Origin of the sequence: Clostridium sp. AUH-JLR23 (assembly GCF_964238065.1) — a bacterium.
GTDB classification, from domain to species: domain Bacteria; phylum Bacillota_I; class Bacilli_A; order Erysipelotrichales; family Coprobacillaceae; genus Allocoprobacillus; species Allocoprobacillus merdigallinarum.
The window spans coordinates 53,379-68,017 of the sequence record NZ_CAXSKY010000009.1 but is presented as its reverse complement, the minus strand read 5'-3'; the positions used below and the strand labels follow the sequence as shown (position 1 = coordinate 68,017).

The following is a 14,639-nucleotide window of genomic DNA, read 5'->3' as shown; positions in this document are numbered from 1 at the left end:
TAGAATATGGTGATTTTAAAAAATAGTGAATTAGAAGTTGAATTAAATGCAAAAGGTGCTGAAATTATTAAAATTATCGGACAGCATGATCAAATAAACTATATGTGGCGTAGAGATCCATCATTATGGGCAAGTAGTGCACCAATACTTTTCCCAATTGTAGGTGCTTTGCATAATGATGAATGTCGTATAGATGGACAAACATATCATATGACACAACATGGTTTTTCTAGACATAATGAATATATGACACATCAATTATCTGATACTTGCGTTGAGTTTGAATTAACTCCAAATGAAGATATTTTAAAACAATATCCATATTTATTTAATTTGAAAGTCATTTATACTTTAAAAGGGAATACATTGGAATGTCAATGTGTTGTCAAAAATACTGATCAAAAAACAATTTATTTCCAGATTGGTGGACATCCAGCATTTGCATGTCCGTTTATGGAAAATGAATCAAGCAATGATTACTATGTTGAATTTGAAAAAGAAGAAACTCTTGATCAGAAAGTCATTGATGTTGCTCATCGTGCTATGTCACGTACAACAAAACCATTTTTTGATCATGAAAAACGTTTCTTTGTAAGACAGGCATTATTAAATAATGATGCTATTGTATTTAAAGATTTTCAATCAAGTTATGTTGCATTAAAATCAATTAATCATCAAAAAGCTATTTATTTCCATATGAAAAATTATCCACATCTTGGAATTTGGGCAAGTAAACATGTCGGTGGATTATTAGCTTTAGAACCATGGAACGGACATGGAGATTATATCGACTTTGATGGCGAATTTAAAGATAAAGAAGGTATCATTTCATTAGAACCACAACAAGAATTCAGTTGCCAATTTGCTATTGAAATACGTCAATAGTTGACAAATTGAATATAGTCATGATGTTATAATAGACATATGAAAATTAAAATCATAGAAAAAACACATGAATTGGATTTAGAAGATGCACTTAATGAATTTATTCAAAAAGAAAATCCGCAAATTCAGGACATGCAATATCAGGTTGCTTTAACATCATGTCATGGAAATCTTGAATACAGTTTTAGTTGTTTGATTGTATATTCATAGTCCATCAAGCCATAATAATATATGGAGGTGAAACTATGGCTAAGGATGTTAAATGTAGCGTAGATAGTTGTAAATATTATTGTGATGGATGTTGTGAAGCAAACTGTATTCATGTCGGTAATTGTCACTGCGTTGAAGCAAAGAAAAATGCAGAAACTGCTTGTGATACATTTGAATGTCGTGGAAAATAAATTTTTCAACGTTATATTGAAAATAAGGTATTGTTATGCTAGTCATAATGATACCTTTTTTCATTATGAGCATGATGATTTCATATAGCTATCTGATTATAAATTTGTTATAATAGAAGCGGTGATGATATGAAAAAAATATTATTATGTTTATTGATTTCTTTGTTCTGTGTGGCATGTCAATCATCATCTTCTGATGAACAATTTCAGGAATATTATCAAATTAAAGAACAGTTAATATCACATCAGGAATTTGATACAGATTATCCATTTCATGTTCAAGTTGTTTTTTATGATTTAGAAGATAGTTATCGTTATGATGTTATTATCGACCAGCCACAGGTTGATATGTATTATATCGAGGCTATGGCATATGCTCATGAAGATGATCAAAAGATGTGTCCGGTTTTAGGAATTGTTGATGACTCTATCAGCCACATGAAAGTTGATTATATTGATAAAAGTCAACATTTTTATAAAGGAGTTCAGCTTTCTGGAGAAACTGAAAAGATACAAGATGTAAAAATATATGTTTGTTATTATTTGGATAAAGAAAAAACACAAAAAGTAGAAAAATATATTGAGGTACAATCATGAGATTAGATAAATTATTAGCCCATTGTGGTTTTGGGACACGTAAAGAAGTAAAACAATTAATCAAAAATGGTTATGTGAAAGTCAATGGAGAAGTTATTAAAAAAGATAAACATCATGTTGATCCTGTAGGAGATAAGGTCTATGTTGATGATGAACGTATTCATTATCAGGAATATGTTTATTATATGTTAAATAAACCTGCTGGCTATGTGAGTGCCACTGAAGATAATGTTTATCCAACTGTTATTGATTTAATTGAAGAAAATTATCGCCAAGATTTATTTCCTGTTGGGAGATTAGATGTTGATACTGAAGGCTTATTATTGATTACAAATGATGGTGTTCTTGCTCATCAGCTGTTATCACCTAAAAAACATTGCCCTAAAGTGTATTATGCAAAAATTCAAGGTGTTGTAACAGATGATGATGTTCAAACCTTTTTATCTGGTGTTGTTATTGATAATGAATATCAATGTCAAAGTGCACATTTAAAAATTTTATCAACAACACAAAATCATAGTGAGATTGAAGTAGAAATCTATGAAGGAAAATTCCATCAGGTTAAGAAAATGTTTCATGCTGTTGGTAAAGAAGTTCTTTATTTAAAAAGAATACGTATGAAAAATTTAAACTTAGATGAAAATCTTGAATTAGGAGCTTATCGTCCTTTAACTGATGAAGAATTAGATAGATTAAAGAGTGAAACTGTGTTACAATAAAAAAATATAGGAGGCTTATATGCGTTTAAGAAATAATCCTAAAGCTAATGATATTTTAGCTGCACATGATGATATTGTGATTTTAGATGGTAAACAATATCGTGGAAAATGGAATGAGTTATTTGGAAATTCAAATCCTATATATATTGAAATTGGAATGGGTAAGGGTGATTTTATTATTGAAAATGCTTTACGTTATCCAAATATCAACTATATTGGAATTGAAAAATTTCCAAGTGTTATGGTCGGAGCTATAAAAAAAATAGATCAATTAGAAAAAATACCATCAAATTTAAAATTATTAAAAGAAGATGCCATTCTTTTAACAGAAGTTTTTGGTAAACATGAAGTGAATCGTATACATTTAAATTTTAGTGATCCTTGGCCTAAGAAAAGACATACAAAAAGACGTTTAACATCACCTGCATTTTTAGATGTATATCAAAATATTCTTATTGATAATGGTGAATTGATTTTAAAAACAGATAACCGTTTATTGTTTGAATATTCTTTGGTGTCATTTCAAAACTATGGATTACATTTTGAAGATGTATGCTTAGACTTGCATCATAGTGAAGGATATGAGGATAATATTCAAACAGAATATGAGAGAAAGTTTTCTCCATTTGGTCCAATATATCAAGTCAAAACAACATTTAAAGGAGTTAATAAAAATGGATAATTTAATAAAGATTAGTGATTTACAGGCATTTGAAAATGCAATTAAAGGAAATGCTATGTTAGTATTTTCAACAACATGGTGTCCAGATTGTCATTTTTTAAAAACATTTATTGATGATTTAGTAGCACAAAATCCAGAGTGGACTTTCTATTATATAGATCGTGATGAAATGGTTGATTTGTGTATTGATTTAGAGATTATGGGTATTCCATCTTTCGTCGCTTATCGTGATGGTAAAGAAGTTGGAAGATATGTCAATAAATTAAGAAAAACACAACAGCAGATTCAGGAGTTTATTGATCAGATTGATTAGAAAACGAGAAATAGAAATAATGTTGTAAGGAGGAAAGCAAAATGTTTAAAAAGTTTTTTAAAAAAGAAGAGGAAGAAGAATTATTTGAAAAAGTTGATCCTGTTTTAGAACAAAGACGTAAAGAAAAATTTAGTACTCCTCTTATTTATAATGATGAGGTTGAAACAAAGAAAAATATCAAAAAAGAAGAGCCAAAGAAAAAAGAAGTTAAAAAAAGTGCGCCTGCAGAATCTACTTACCGTATGAGTGAGATTATATCTCCAATGACAGGTTTAAAAGAGACAAAAAAAACAGAAGTTAAAAAGGCGGCAAAACCTAAGGTTAAGAAAGTCAAAAAGGAATCAGATGAATTAATTCCCATTATAAGTCCGTTTTACGGTCCTTTTGAAAATGTGGAAGAAGAAAAGACAAAAAAACCAAAAAAGGTTGAAGTGGAAGAACCAAGTGTTGAACAGAATTTAAGAAATATAGCAAATATTGTTGAAGAAGAACAAGATCAATTAAAAATTATTGAAGAGAGAACTGGTGAATTTAAGCTAGATTTCCAAAACAAAGATGAGGATTCTTTCATTGATGAAATTGATGATTCTATGAGTTTAGATGAATTGATGAGTCTTTATGAAAAAAAGTTTAAAGATTAATGAAGGGAATAGGTGTTGATATTATTGATCTTGAACGTTTAGATATTCATAATCTCAATTTTGTTAAACATATTTTATCGCCAAAAGAGTATCAGATATTTAAAAAAATGAATTCTCCTAAAAGACAATTAGAATTTTTAGGAGGACGTTTTGCTGGTAAAGAAGCTTATATGAAAGCTTGTCATGTTGGTATTGGAGCAATGGCTTTTCATGATATTGAAATTTTAAATGATGAAAGTGGTGCGCCTTATTTACATGATTCTCATGCTCATATTTCTATTTCACATGAAAATAAATATGCAATTGCATTTGTTTTGCTTGAAAAGTAAAGATTTTCTTTACTTTTTTCTTTTATAGGCATGACTCATTTTAATAAATTGGCTCATATTTTTGTATGATTTCTCCATTTTTTTATCATTTTTATGCTTTTTGAGCTTCCAAAATATAAAGAAAAGTTATAAAAAGGATAAAAACAACCATTTTTGGTACTTTTTATATTTTCCTATATACTCATAGATGAGGAGGTAAAATATAAAAATGTTTAATGAAATTATTTTAATAGGGAGACTTGCTGAAAATCCAAAATTCAAAGAAACACCGACTGGTGTTAAATTAGCAACTTTAATCTTAGATGTAGAAAGACCTTATCGTAATAATTTAGGGATTAGAGATCATGATTATATTAGTTGTGTTCTTTGGAAAGGCATAGCTCAAGAAGTTATGGATTGTTGCGAAGCAGGAAGTTTTTTAGGAATTAAAGGAAGGCTTCAGTCTAAAACATTTGAATCGCCTGATCATTTATCTACAACGATCATGGAAGTCAAAGTTGAACATGTTGAATTTTTGGATAAGTATTTTATGAAAAAATAGTCATTTGACTATTTTTTTGTTTTCTTTTAAGATAGAATTGTGTAAAATAGATAAGAATAGAAAGGGGAGATAAAGATGAGTATTGATCAGTCACATATTAGAAATTTTTCTATTATCGCCCATATTGATCATGGAAAATCGACTCTTGCTGATAGAATTTTACAACTTACTGGGGCAGTGAGTGATCGTGATATGAAGGAACAGTTACTTGATAGTATGGACTTGGAAAGAGAAAGAGGTATTACTATTAAATTAAATGCTGTTCAATTGACTTATAAAGCCAAAAATGGTGAAACATATCTTTTGCATTTAATAGATACACCCGGTCATGTAGACTTTACATATGAAGTTTCACGCTCTTTAGCTGCATGCGAGGGAGCTGTATTGGTTGTTGATGCTGCTCAAGGTGTTGAAGCGCAGACATTAGCCAATGTCTTTTTAGCATTAGATAATGATTTAGAAATTTTACCTGTTATTAATAAAATTGATTTACCAAGTGCAGACCCACAGCGTGTTATTCATGAAATTGAAGATATTATAGGTTTACCAGCTGATGAAGCACCTTTGATTTCAGCCAAAACTGGATTAAATATCGAAGATGTTTTGGAAGATATTGTTTTGAATGTTCCTGCACCACGTGGTGATATTTCTCATCCTACACAGGCTTTGATTTTTGATTCTTATTATGACAGTTATCGAGGTGTTATTGTTTTTGTTTGTGTCAAAGAAGGAAAAATAAAAGTTGGAGATCATATTCGTTTTATGGCTACTGGAGCTGTTTATGAAGTGTTGGAAGTAGGGGTCAGAACACCAAAAGAGGTTAAAAAAGAAGAACTTGTAACAGGGGAAGTTGGATGGATTGCTGCTTCGATTAAATCCATTAGTGACGTTCATGTCGGTGATACAATTACAACTTTAGAACAACCTTCAAATGTTCAGTTACCAGGGTATCGTCAATTAAATCCTATGGTTTACTGTGGTTTGTATCCTGTTGATAATGCAAAGTATAAAGATTTAAGAGAAGCATTAGAAAAAATGAAATTAAGTGATTCATCACTTGTTTTTGAACCGGAAACGTCACAGGCTTTAGGATTTGGATTCCGTTGTGGATTTTTAGGCCTTTTACATATGGATGTTATTGAAGAACGTCTTGAAAGAGAATTTGATCTTGAATTAATAGCTACGGCGCCATCCGTTATTTATCATTGTTATTTAACAGATGGTTCTATGATTGAAATTGACAATCCTGCTGCATTGCCTGGACCACAAAGAATCGATCATATTGAAGAACCATTTGTTAAGGCTTCAATTATGACACCTAATGAATATGTAGGTCCAATTATGGAACTATGTCAATCTAAACGTGGTGAATATCAGGATATTGAATATATTGATGACTTGAGAAGAAATGTTGTTTACCTGATTCCATTAAGTGAGATTGTCTATGACTTTTTTGATAAATTAAAATCATGTACAAAAGGATACGCTTCTTTTGATTATGAATTAGATGGTTATAAAGAAAGTCGATTAACACGTATGGATATTTTATTGAATGGTGATGTTGTAGATGCTTTATCAACAATTGTTCATAAAGATTTTGCTTATAACCGAGGTCGTATTATTTGTGAGAAATTAAAAGAGATTATCCCAAAACAGATGTTTGAAGTTCCTATTCAAGCTGCAATACAGGGTAAAGTTATTGCGAGAACAAATATCAAAGCTATGCGTAAAAATGTTTTAGCAAAATGTTATGGTGGGGATATTTCACGTAAGAAAAAACTTTTAGAAAAACAAAAAGAAGGTAAAAAACGAATGAAAGCAGTAGGAAGTGTAGAAATTCCTCAAGAAGCTTTTATGGCTATTCTTTCTGTTGATGATGATTAAGAGAATTTGTGAAATTCTCTTTTTCTTATGGGTTGATTTACTTTCTAGATTGTATATAATATAATAAGTCGAGGAGGTGCATTAAAATTGAATTTATTCAAAAAAAATCCCATTCGATTTGAAGGGCAAAAAGAAATTGAAACCCAAATTAAAAATCAAACCGATAATGTCATCTCAAGAAGATTTAAAATTTTAATGGGAGTTATTGGTGCTGTTGGTGTTGTCTTGTTGATACGTTTGTTTATTACTCAAATTTCTCAACAGGAATATTATTCAACAAAACTTAAACAATATAATACGAGTCTTTTTACTGCTGATACATTCCGTGGTAATATTTATGATCGAAATTATAAAAGACTTTCTTACAATAAAAATATCAATTGTGCGACTTATTATGCCGTACAAAGTATTACGCAAGATGATATCAAAATCATTGCAAATTTTTTAGTCAAAAATGTAAATGTTGATATTAAAAGTGTAACTGAAAGAGATAAAAAAGATTATTTGATTTTAAAATGCAAGGATACTAAAGATGATTTAATTAATGATTTAATCACTAGCGAAGAAAGATCGACATATTCAAGTGATGAAATTTATCAATTACAATTAAGTCGTATTACAAGTCAGATGTTAAAAGACAATTTATCTGATGATGATATTAAGTATTATATGATTTATTCAAAAATTCAAAACTGTACAAGTGGATCAGTTGTTTTATTAGAAGGTTTAACAGTTAAAGAAGCAAGTCTCATTGGTGAAAATTCTGATATTTTACGTGGTGTTAAAGTAACAAATGACTGGTCAAGAGAAAATACATATGGTACAGAATTTAAATCTGTTTTAGGAAGAGTAACATCGAAAAAAGAAGGATTGCCTGCAAGTACAAAAGATATATTATTAGCTCAGGATTATAACAATGATTCACGTGTGGGAATAAGTGGTTTAGAAATGCAGTATGAAAATATTTTAGCTGGAACTCCAGCAACTTATTCCTTGGCTTATGATAGTGATGGGAATCCTGTTGTAGAAACTGTATCAAGTGGGACAAAAGGTGATAATATTCGTTTGACTATTGATTGGGATTTACAATCGGCGATTACTGATGAAATTGAAAAACAAATGAAGGCACATACGAGTTCAATATATAGATATGCTAATAACATTTATCTTGTTATGATTGATCCTAATACAGGAGCCATTTATGCAATGTGTGGTTATCAAAGAGATGAAAAGGGAGATATTTATGAATTGGCTGGTGGCGCTGTTCAAAACGCATTTGAAATAGGTTCGGCATTTAAAGGTGGAACAATATATGCAGGTATTAAACATGGTGTGATTAATCAATACACGGAATTTGATGATACAAGTAGTGGTTTTAAAATAGCTGGTACACCGACCAAGTTTTCATGGGATACAGGTGGATTAGGACGTTTAAATGCTGCAGAAGCATTGTCGCAATCTTCGAATATTTATATGTTTTATGTTGCAACCTTATTAGGTGGAGGAACTTATGAATACGGAGAGCCTTTGTCTATTAGGGATTCAGCATTTGATCAGATGAGACTTGATGTAGGAGAATTAGGATTAGGTGTAAAGACAGGTATAGATTTACCTAGTGAAGCCTTAGGATATCGTGGTCGTGTTACACAACGACAAGCTGGTAACTTTCTTGACTTTGCAATTGGACAATATGATACTTATACACCAATTCAAATGGCACAATATGTTTCCTCGATTGCCAATGGTGGTAAAAGAGTCCAACCACATCTTTTTATGGAATCTTTTACAGAAGATGACGATGGTACAAAGATATCACTTTTACAACATCAGGTAAAAGTACTCGATGATGTCTCAAGTTATAAATTAGCTTTTGATACAATTCATACTGGATTTAGAATGGGTTGTGTGTCAGGATTAGCAAGTGGTGTCAATGGAGATTATGAAGCAGCAGGAAAAACTGGGACTGCACAGAAAGTTTATGAAGGAACAAGTGACGTATGGGCCAATCGAGCCTTTATTGGATATGCTCCTTATGATAATCCAGAAATAGCTGTTGCTTGTATTGCTGAAGCATTACCTGATGCTGGTGGAGGGACATGTACGACTCTATCAAAATATGCATTTGAAAAGTATTTTGAAAAATATGGATAAAAAGTGAAAAATTTATGGTAATTTTGAATTGTTTATGCTATTATAGTATGGCAAAGTCGTGATGGAGGTGTAAAAATGAGAGAAAACATCATTTTAAAATGTACTGAATGTGGTGAAGAAAACTACATTAATACAAAAAATAAAAGAAATCATCCAGAAAGAATGGAAGTCAAAAAATACTGTCCTAGATGTAATAAAAAAACAACTCATAAAGAAAAAAAATAAGCCTTTTTGGCTTTTTTTCTTTATTTTGAAAGGAACGAAGATAATGATAAAAAAATTAATATTAGGAACAATGCAAACAAATTGTTATGTTATATATAATGATAATCATGAATGTTTTATTATTGATCCAGGTGCTCAAGGACAAAAAGTTGCTAAATTTTTAGAAGAAAAAGAGTTAGAATTAAAAGCTATATTATTGACACATGGACATTTTGATCATATTGGCGCTGTTGATTATTTATATGAAAGATTTCAATGTCCAGTATATGCACAAAAAGAATCATTTGAAATCATAAGAAATCCTCAATATAATCTATCTGCAATGATGGGAGAATCGTTTACTTTAAAAGCTCCTCTTTTGGAAGCAACTTCTACAATGAATATTATAGGGATGACAGTTCAGTGGCTATTGTTAGAAGGACACTGTTATGGAAGTAGTATGATTTATGTTCCTCAAGAAAATGCTTTATTTAGTGGTGATGTTCTGTTTGCTGGTTCGATTGGTCGTTATGATTTCCCCACATCATCTCATCTTACTACTAAAGAAAGTTTAGAAAAAATTAAATCTTTACAGTTTGATGCACGTTTACTCCCTGGGCATGGAGAAGAAAGCTCATTAAATTATGAACAAAAGCATAATCCATTTTTAAGATCATAAAAATTTATGATCTTTTTTTGTTGAAAAAAAGAAAAATGAAAAAATAATGCGTATATATATAATAGGAGGGTTATTATGGATGAACTATTTGAAAAAATGATTTATCGTGCATTGAATCAAAAAGCTACGGATATTCATATGTTATTAAAAAAAGATTTGAGAATTCAATTTCGTATTTTTGGTGAGTTAAAACTGTATGATGTTTTAGAAAATGAAAAAGGGTATAAATTAATGAATTTTATTAAATATAAATCATTGATTCATACGAATTATCGTTTGATGCCACAAACTGGAAATATTTCTTTAAAAATGAATCAGAAAAAATATTTCTTAAGAGTTTCTTATTTACCGTCATTAGAATTTGAAAGTATTGTCATAAGAATTTTAAACAATCATGAATTACGTTCGATTCAAGAACTTACATATCAAAAAGAAATACAAGATTATCTTTGTTGGTTATCGAAACAAAGTCATGGACTCTTTTTTATAAGTGGAGCTACAGGTTCAGGAAAATCAACAACTTTATATACTGTTTTAAAACAAATTCTTAATGACTCTCAAAAAAACATCATTACAATAGAAGATCCTATTGAAATTCATTTGGATGGTTGTTTACAGATTGAGTTGAATGAAAAGATTGGTATTACATATTATGATACGCTTAGACAAATCCTTAGACATGATCCAGATGTTATTATGATTGGTGAAATTAGAGATGAAGAAACAGCAAGAATTGCTTTGACTTGTGCTTTAACTGGACATCTTGTTTTAACAACTATCCATGCTAGTAATGCACCACTTTCTATTAAACGCTTTATGAATTTGGGTATTCACAAAACCGATATACTTGATGTTGTTGTAGGTATTATTTCACAGCGTATGAAATATGACGTGGCAAATAAAAAGGCATTTGTCATATCTGAACTCATGAAAAAAGAGGATATAGACAAATATCTAAATCATCAGGAGTTTTCTTATCTTACTTTTCATAAAGCAGCTCATCAATTCATTGAAATGGGATTCCCATCTGAATTATTTGAAGAGGAACTTGTCTATGAATAAAGATTATTTGTTATTAAAAAATCTGTATGGTTTATTGGAAGCAGGTTATAGTATTGAAGAAGCTTTACGTTTATGTCAGCAAATGATTCATTATCATGTTATTGATGAAATGTTGGAGCAGTTAAATCACGGTGAATCAATAGAAAACATTTTATTGAATTCTTCTTTACCACATTTGTTCTGCGAATATTTTCGTTTTTTTCAAAATAAAAATTGTTTATCAGAAGCAATTAAGAAAAGCCTAGATATTTGCATAATGAAAGAAGAATATCAAAATAAACTGAAATCAAAGTTAACATACCCTTCTATATTGGTGACTTTTTTATTTCTTTTTTCACTATTTGTTGTGTTTATGCTGTTACCGAATGTCAATCAGCTTTTTAGTTCTTTCCAAATCGAAAAATCATTTCTTATAGAGATTTTATTTGGCTTTTTTTATTTTATACCAAGTTTTATTATTGGTGCTGTTTTTATAGCGTTATATCTTGTTTTAAGGCTGATTTATGCGTTAAAGCATAAATTATATAGAATTATTGAAATGTATCTCAAATGGCCGATATTTAAGCTGATTTTACAAAAATATTTTTCACTCAAATTTGCATTATACTTTCATGAATTATTAAGTGAAGATATTGACAGTACCAGTGTTATAAGCATTTTAAATGAACAGATGACGGATAGTGATTTAAAAATTATTTTGTATGAGATAAATAATCGATTGTATGGAGGTGAGAACTTAGAAGAAATATTGGAAGACTTTGAATATTTTGATGATTTATTTATATCTTTTTTTCAGATGTATATGAAAAATCCACAACAAAGACATTCATTATCTTATTATATTCAGGTTACATATGAATATTTAGATTATTGTATAGAACGTTTTTTAAAATATCTGATTCCTATGATTTATGGCTTTGTGGCTTTGTTTGTCATTACAATTTATATAGCCATTATTATTCCTATGATGAATTCCATATCAACTATATAATAGAAAGGAAAGTAAATATGTTTAATAAAAAAGGGTTTACTTTAATTGAAATGATCTTCTGTATTAGTGTTATTTTAGTTATTCTACTTCTTGTTATTCCTAATGTAACATCTAAAAATACTGTTGTTAAAAATAAAGGGTGTGAAGCTCAAATTGAGGTTGTCAATTCACAAATTTTGTTATATGAAATTGAAAATGGTAAATTACCAACCAAGATCTCTGATTTAACAAGTGGCTCTGATCCATATTTAACAGAAAAGCAAGGTGTCTGTCCAAATGGAAAGAAAATATCTATCAAAAATGGGCAAGCCTATGTACGATAAATCAGGATTCACTATGATTGAAACATTATTTGTTCTCATGATTATGTGTATGTTATTTTGTTTGTCGTGGCGCATACATTTACCAGTCAAAAACGATCATACAAAGATTGAAGAAATAACACGTTTTTTATATCAGGCGAAATTGACAGCTATGAATCTAAAAACGCAAGTGACAGTGACTTTTGCATCTGATTTTATTCAATACGAATGGGAAGAATCCTCACAAACTTTTACTCTTGATTCAAATGATTCATTTGAATCACATCAGCTGACATTTAATGAAAATGGAAACATTCAAGGAGCAAAGACACTCACATATTATTGTGGGAGTCAAGTTTATACACTTGTTTATCAGATTGGAAGTGGTAGTTTTTATGTTCAATAGAAAAGGAACTACATTAATTGAAAGCTTGTTTGCTTTTGGAATTTTTATTTCAGTTTTTATTCTCTTTATAAGTTTATTTTCAATATTATACAAAAAGGAAATAAAGATACATCAAGATTATCAATTATTGTTAAAAGAAGAAGGTGATTTCACATATTCACAAGATTACGTCAGTATCATCGAGATGGTTTTACTTTAATTGAAGTATTATTATCTCTTTCAATAACACTGATGATTATTTTCACTTTAACTGGTTTATTTAATCTTATACAATACGCTTATACTCATCATACTGCAAATAATGAAGATATTTATATTGCAGCCAAACAATGCAGTCAATATACCATTGGAACATCGTACATAGAAGTTGGAGAGGTATTTCGCTATTTAGATTTTGATGGAGAAGAGAACTCGCTTATTCTTGATAACAATAGATTAGTAAAAACGCCAGGATTTGAAATATTATTATTTCATGTTGATGATGTTTCTTTTTCTATTGAAAATGATTTGATATATATCCATTTAACAAGAGATCGTCAACGTTACTCTTTTCTATTGACATATGCGTTTACTTCTGAAAAAAAGGAAGGACAAGATGAAATCGTTACTAATGAATAGAAGGGGATCTATTCTTCAAATCGTATTAATTGTTTTTATGCTTTTAACATTAGCATTATCTATAACGAGTTTTTATATTCTTCAATCTGCCAGCCAGCTCCATTCTATTTCTTTGTTATTGAAACAAAAAAATTTAGAAATTTTCTTGGTAAAATATTATAGCGATACTGTTCAAAATGATATTTTACTAAGTGATGATTACAGTTTTAATGGTAATGAAGTGATATCAACCGTAGATGATTTAGGGAATTATTATGAAGTCACAACATTTGTTCAAACAAAACAGATGCAGTATTCTTTTTTAGTGTGGGTAGAAGTGGATACAGGAGCCATTTTAAAATTTGAATATGTATAGGAGGTTCTATTTTATGATTTATTATATTGTTTTTGGTATTTTGATTATTTGTTTTTTATTAACATGTTATTGTAATAAGGCAATGATAGATGAAAAAAAGAAACGCAATCTAAAAGTTATGACCTATATTTTACTTGCAATAGATTTTATGTTTATTCTTTTTTTCTAAAGCAATAGTACAATGCACTTTTTTATTTTACAATATCATTGAAATTTGCTATAATCTAGAAGACATATAGCAAAGGAGAGATATTTTTTATGGCAGTCAACATTAAAGAATTAAAACCAGGAAATGCATATACAGAAAATAATGATCTTTTTTTATGTATTTCTAATGATCAAAATAAACAAGGTAGATTATCAGGAAAATATATGGTAAAAAGAAAAAATATGAGAACAAGTGCTATTACTGAAGTTTCTTATAATCCTACTGCAAAAGTTGATTTAGCAATGATTGAAAAAAGAAAAATGCAATATTTATATGATTCAGGAGATAGCTTTGTTTTCATGGATAATGAAACTTATGAACAAATTGAAATTCCTGCTAGTCGTCTTGAATGGGAAAAGAATTTCTTAAAACCTTCAGACGAAGTAGAAATAACAAGTTATGAAAGTGAAGTTTTAGGAATTCAATTACCAATTAATGTTGCTTTTAAAATTACTGAAACTGAACCAGCTGTAAAAGGTGATACAGCAACTGGAGCAACAAAAAATGCAACTATCGAAACTGGATATCAAATTAAAGTTCCTTTATTTATTAATGAAGGTGAAGTTGTTATTGTTAATACAGTTGATGGTAAATATCAAGGAAGAGCGTAAGCTCTTTTTTTCATAATTAAGTCTGTTTTATCATATAGTATATAGAAAAAAGGAGAATGA

At 29.5% G+C, this 14,639-nt stretch carries 21 protein-coding genes; all 21 read left to right on the top strand.

Annotated elements, in window-relative coordinates:
* Positions 1 to 6 precede the first annotated feature (6 nt).
* The 21 genes from ACESR5_RS06120 (at position 7) to efp (ending at position 14,579) form a co-directional block, all read left to right on the top strand.
* Entirely contained in the window at positions 7 to 885 is an 879-nt protein-coding gene (locus ACESR5_RS06120) for an aldose 1-epimerase family protein (RefSeq protein ID WP_373154708.1), read from the top strand.
* A 39-nt stretch (positions 886 to 924) separates the two neighbouring features.
* Positions 925 to 1,095: a sporulation protein Cse60 gene (locus tag ACESR5_RS06115; RefSeq protein ID WP_087244055.1), complete on the top strand. Its 171-nt coding sequence runs from the start codon at positions 925 to 927 to the stop codon at positions 1,093 to 1,095.
* A gap of 35 nt (positions 1,096 to 1,130) precedes the next feature.
* Positions 1,131 to 1,286: a DUF1540 domain-containing protein gene (locus tag ACESR5_RS06110; protein ID WP_087244054.1), complete on the top strand. Its 156-nt coding sequence runs from the start codon at positions 1,131 to 1,133 to the stop codon at positions 1,284 to 1,286.
* 129 nt (positions 1,287 to 1,415) lie between these two features.
* Positions 1,416 to 1,883: a hypothetical protein gene (locus tag ACESR5_RS06105; protein ID WP_087244053.1), complete on the top strand. Its 468-nt coding sequence runs from the start codon at positions 1,416 to 1,418 to the stop codon at positions 1,881 to 1,883.
* The gene (locus ACESR5_RS06100; RefSeq protein ID WP_087296595.1) at positions 1,880 to 2,602 is read left to right on the top strand and encodes a pseudouridine synthase; all 723 of its coding nucleotides are present in this window, start codon (positions 1,880 to 1,882) and stop codon (positions 2,600 to 2,602) included. The genes ACESR5_RS06105 and ACESR5_RS06100 overlap by 4 nt, the downstream gene beginning before the upstream one ends.
* Before the next feature lie 19 nt (positions 2,603 to 2,621).
* Positions 2,622 to 3,284: a tRNA (guanosine(46)-N7)-methyltransferase TrmB gene (gene trmB / locus ACESR5_RS06095; protein WP_087244051.1), complete on the top strand. Its 663-nt coding sequence runs from the start codon at positions 2,622 to 2,624 to the stop codon at positions 3,282 to 3,284.
* Positions 3,277 to 3,597: a thioredoxin family protein gene (locus ACESR5_RS06090; protein WP_224762514.1), complete on the top strand. Its 321-nt coding sequence runs from the start codon at positions 3,277 to 3,279 to the stop codon at positions 3,595 to 3,597. Before trmB ends, ACESR5_RS06090 begins: the two co-directional genes overlap by 8 nt.
* A gap of 41 nt (positions 3,598 to 3,638) precedes the next feature.
* Entirely contained in the window at positions 3,639 to 4,238 is a 600-nt protein-coding gene (locus tag ACESR5_RS06085) for a hypothetical protein (RefSeq protein ID WP_191492118.1), read from the top strand.
* The gene (acpS, locus tag ACESR5_RS06080) at positions 4,238 to 4,567 is read left to right on the top strand and encodes a holo-ACP synthase (RefSeq protein ID WP_373154705.1); all 330 of its coding nucleotides are present in this window, start codon (positions 4,238 to 4,240) and stop codon (positions 4,565 to 4,567) included. The genes ACESR5_RS06085 and acpS overlap by 1 nt, the downstream gene beginning before the upstream one ends.
* 208 nt (positions 4,568 to 4,775) lie before the next feature.
* On the top strand, positions 4,776 to 5,108 hold the full coding sequence (locus ACESR5_RS06075) for a single-stranded DNA-binding protein (protein WP_087244047.1): 333 nt from the start codon (positions 4,776 to 4,778) through the stop codon (positions 5,106 to 5,108).
* A gap of 75 nt (positions 5,109 to 5,183) precedes the next feature.
* On the top strand, positions 5,184 to 6,992 hold the full coding sequence (gene lepA / locus ACESR5_RS06070; protein ID WP_087936281.1) for a translation elongation factor 4: 1,809 nt from the start codon (positions 5,184 to 5,186) through the stop codon (positions 6,990 to 6,992).
* A gap of 87 nt (positions 6,993 to 7,079) precedes the next feature.
* Positions 7,080 to 9,143, top strand: a complete 2,064-nt coding sequence (locus ACESR5_RS06065) for a peptidoglycan D,D-transpeptidase FtsI family protein (RefSeq protein WP_373154703.1) — start codon at positions 7,080 to 7,082, stop codon at positions 9,141 to 9,143.
* Positions 9,144 to 9,218: 75 nt separating this feature from the next.
* A complete protein-coding gene (gene rpmG, locus ACESR5_RS06060) occupies positions 9,219 to 9,368 on the top strand; it encodes a 50S ribosomal protein L33 (RefSeq protein ID WP_066443283.1) in 150 nt (49 codons plus the stop codon).
* 43 nt (positions 9,369 to 9,411) lie between these two features.
* Positions 9,412 to 10,026 carry an MBL fold metallo-hydrolase gene (locus tag ACESR5_RS06055; RefSeq protein ID WP_087244044.1) on the top strand — a complete coding sequence of 205 codons (615 nt, stop codon included), beginning with the start codon at positions 9,412 to 9,414 and terminating at the stop codon, positions 10,024 to 10,026.
* Positions 10,027 to 10,101: 75 nt separating this feature from the next.
* Positions 10,102 to 11,088 (top strand): ATPase, T2SS/T4P/T4SS family, encoded by a 987-nt coding sequence (locus ACESR5_RS06050; protein WP_129737312.1) that lies wholly within the window; start codon positions 10,102 to 10,104, stop codon positions 11,086 to 11,088.
* Positions 11,081 to 12,079: a type II secretion system F family protein gene (locus tag ACESR5_RS06045; RefSeq protein WP_373154701.1), complete on the top strand. Its 999-nt coding sequence runs from the start codon at positions 11,081 to 11,083 to the stop codon at positions 12,077 to 12,079. The genes ACESR5_RS06050 and ACESR5_RS06045 overlap by 8 nt, the downstream gene beginning before the upstream one ends.
* 17 nt (positions 12,080 to 12,096) lie before the next feature.
* Complete coding sequence (gene comGC, locus ACESR5_RS06040) at positions 12,097 to 12,402, top strand: competence type IV pilus major pilin ComGC (protein ID WP_087244041.1); 306 nt, start codon at positions 12,097 to 12,099, stop codon at positions 12,400 to 12,402.
* Positions 12,356 to 12,787, top strand: coding sequence for a competence type IV pilus minor pilin ComGD (gene comGD, locus ACESR5_RS06035; RefSeq protein ID WP_087244040.1), 432 nt, complete (start codon positions 12,356 to 12,358; stop codon positions 12,785 to 12,787). Before comGC ends, comGD begins: the two co-directional genes overlap by 47 nt.
* Before the next feature lie 153 nt (positions 12,788 to 12,940).
* Positions 12,941 to 13,405, top strand: a complete 465-nt coding sequence (locus ACESR5_RS06030; RefSeq protein ID WP_373154717.1) for a competence type IV pilus minor pilin ComGF — start codon at positions 12,941 to 12,943, stop codon at positions 13,403 to 13,405.
* Positions 13,383 to 13,760 carry a hypothetical protein gene (locus tag ACESR5_RS06025; protein WP_087244037.1) on the top strand — a complete coding sequence of 126 codons (378 nt, stop codon included), beginning with the start codon at positions 13,383 to 13,385 and terminating at the stop codon, positions 13,758 to 13,760. The genes ACESR5_RS06030 and ACESR5_RS06025 overlap by 23 nt, the downstream gene beginning before the upstream one ends.
* 258 nt (positions 13,761 to 14,018) lie before the next feature.
* The gene (efp, locus tag ACESR5_RS06020; RefSeq protein ID WP_087244036.1) at positions 14,019 to 14,579 is read left to right on the top strand and encodes an elongation factor P; all 561 of its coding nucleotides are present in this window, start codon (positions 14,019 to 14,021) and stop codon (positions 14,577 to 14,579) included.
* Positions 14,580 to 14,639 lie beyond the last annotated feature (60 nt).

Bases quoted from the DNA above. Each gene is read 5' to 3' on its own strand.
- ACESR5_RS06025 (WP_087244037.1), top strand. From the start codon at position 13,383: ATGAAATCGTTACTAATGAATAGAAGGGGATCTATTCTTCAAATCGTA.
- comGD (WP_087244040.1), top strand. From the start codon at position 12,356: ATGGAAAGAAAATATCTATCAAAAATGGGCAAGCCTATGTACGATAAA.
- ACESR5_RS06085 (WP_191492118.1), top strand. From the start codon at position 3,639: ATGTTTAAAAAGTTTTTTAAAAAAGAAGAGGAAGAAGAATTATTTGAA.
- ACESR5_RS06090 (WP_224762514.1), top strand. From the start codon at position 3,277: ATGGATAATTTAATAAAGATTAGTGATTTACAGGCATTTGAAAATGCA.
- lepA (WP_087936281.1), top strand. From the start codon at position 5,184: ATGAGTATTGATCAGTCACATATTAGAAATTTTTCTATTATCGCCCAT.
- rpmG (WP_066443283.1), top strand. From the start codon at position 9,219: ATGAGAGAAAACATCATTTTAAAATGTACTGAATGTGGTGAAGAAAAC.
- acpS (WP_373154705.1), top strand. From the start codon at position 4,238: ATGAAGGGAATAGGTGTTGATATTATTGATCTTGAACGTTTAGATATT.
- ACESR5_RS06100 (WP_087296595.1), top strand. From the start codon at position 1,880: ATGAGATTAGATAAATTATTAGCCCATTGTGGTTTTGGGACACGTAAA.
- ACESR5_RS06105 (WP_087244053.1), top strand. From the start codon at position 1,416: ATGAAAAAAATATTATTATGTTTATTGATTTCTTTGTTCTGTGTGGCA.
- trmB (WP_087244051.1), top strand. From the start codon at position 2,622: ATGCGTTTAAGAAATAATCCTAAAGCTAATGATATTTTAGCTGCACAT.
- ACESR5_RS06110 (WP_087244054.1), top strand. From the start codon at position 1,131: ATGGCTAAGGATGTTAAATGTAGCGTAGATAGTTGTAAATATTATTGT.
- ACESR5_RS06120 (WP_373154708.1), top strand. From the start codon at position 7: ATGGTGATTTTAAAAAATAGTGAATTAGAAGTTGAATTAAATGCAAAA.
- efp (WP_087244036.1), top strand. From the start codon at position 14,019: ATGGCAGTCAACATTAAAGAATTAAAACCAGGAAATGCATATACAGAA.
- ACESR5_RS06050 (WP_129737312.1), top strand. From the start codon at position 10,102: ATGGATGAACTATTTGAAAAAATGATTTATCGTGCATTGAATCAAAAA.
- ACESR5_RS06055 (WP_087244044.1), top strand. From the start codon at position 9,412: ATGATAAAAAAATTAATATTAGGAACAATGCAAACAAATTGTTATGTT.
- ACESR5_RS06045 (WP_373154701.1), top strand. From the start codon at position 11,081: ATGAATAAAGATTATTTGTTATTAAAAAATCTGTATGGTTTATTGGAA.
- ACESR5_RS06115 (WP_087244055.1), top strand. From the start codon at position 925: ATGAAAATTAAAATCATAGAAAAAACACATGAATTGGATTTAGAAGAT.
- comGC (WP_087244041.1), top strand. From the start codon at position 12,097: ATGTTTAATAAAAAAGGGTTTACTTTAATTGAAATGATCTTCTGTATT.
- ACESR5_RS06075 (WP_087244047.1), top strand. From the start codon at position 4,776: ATGTTTAATGAAATTATTTTAATAGGGAGACTTGCTGAAAATCCAAAA.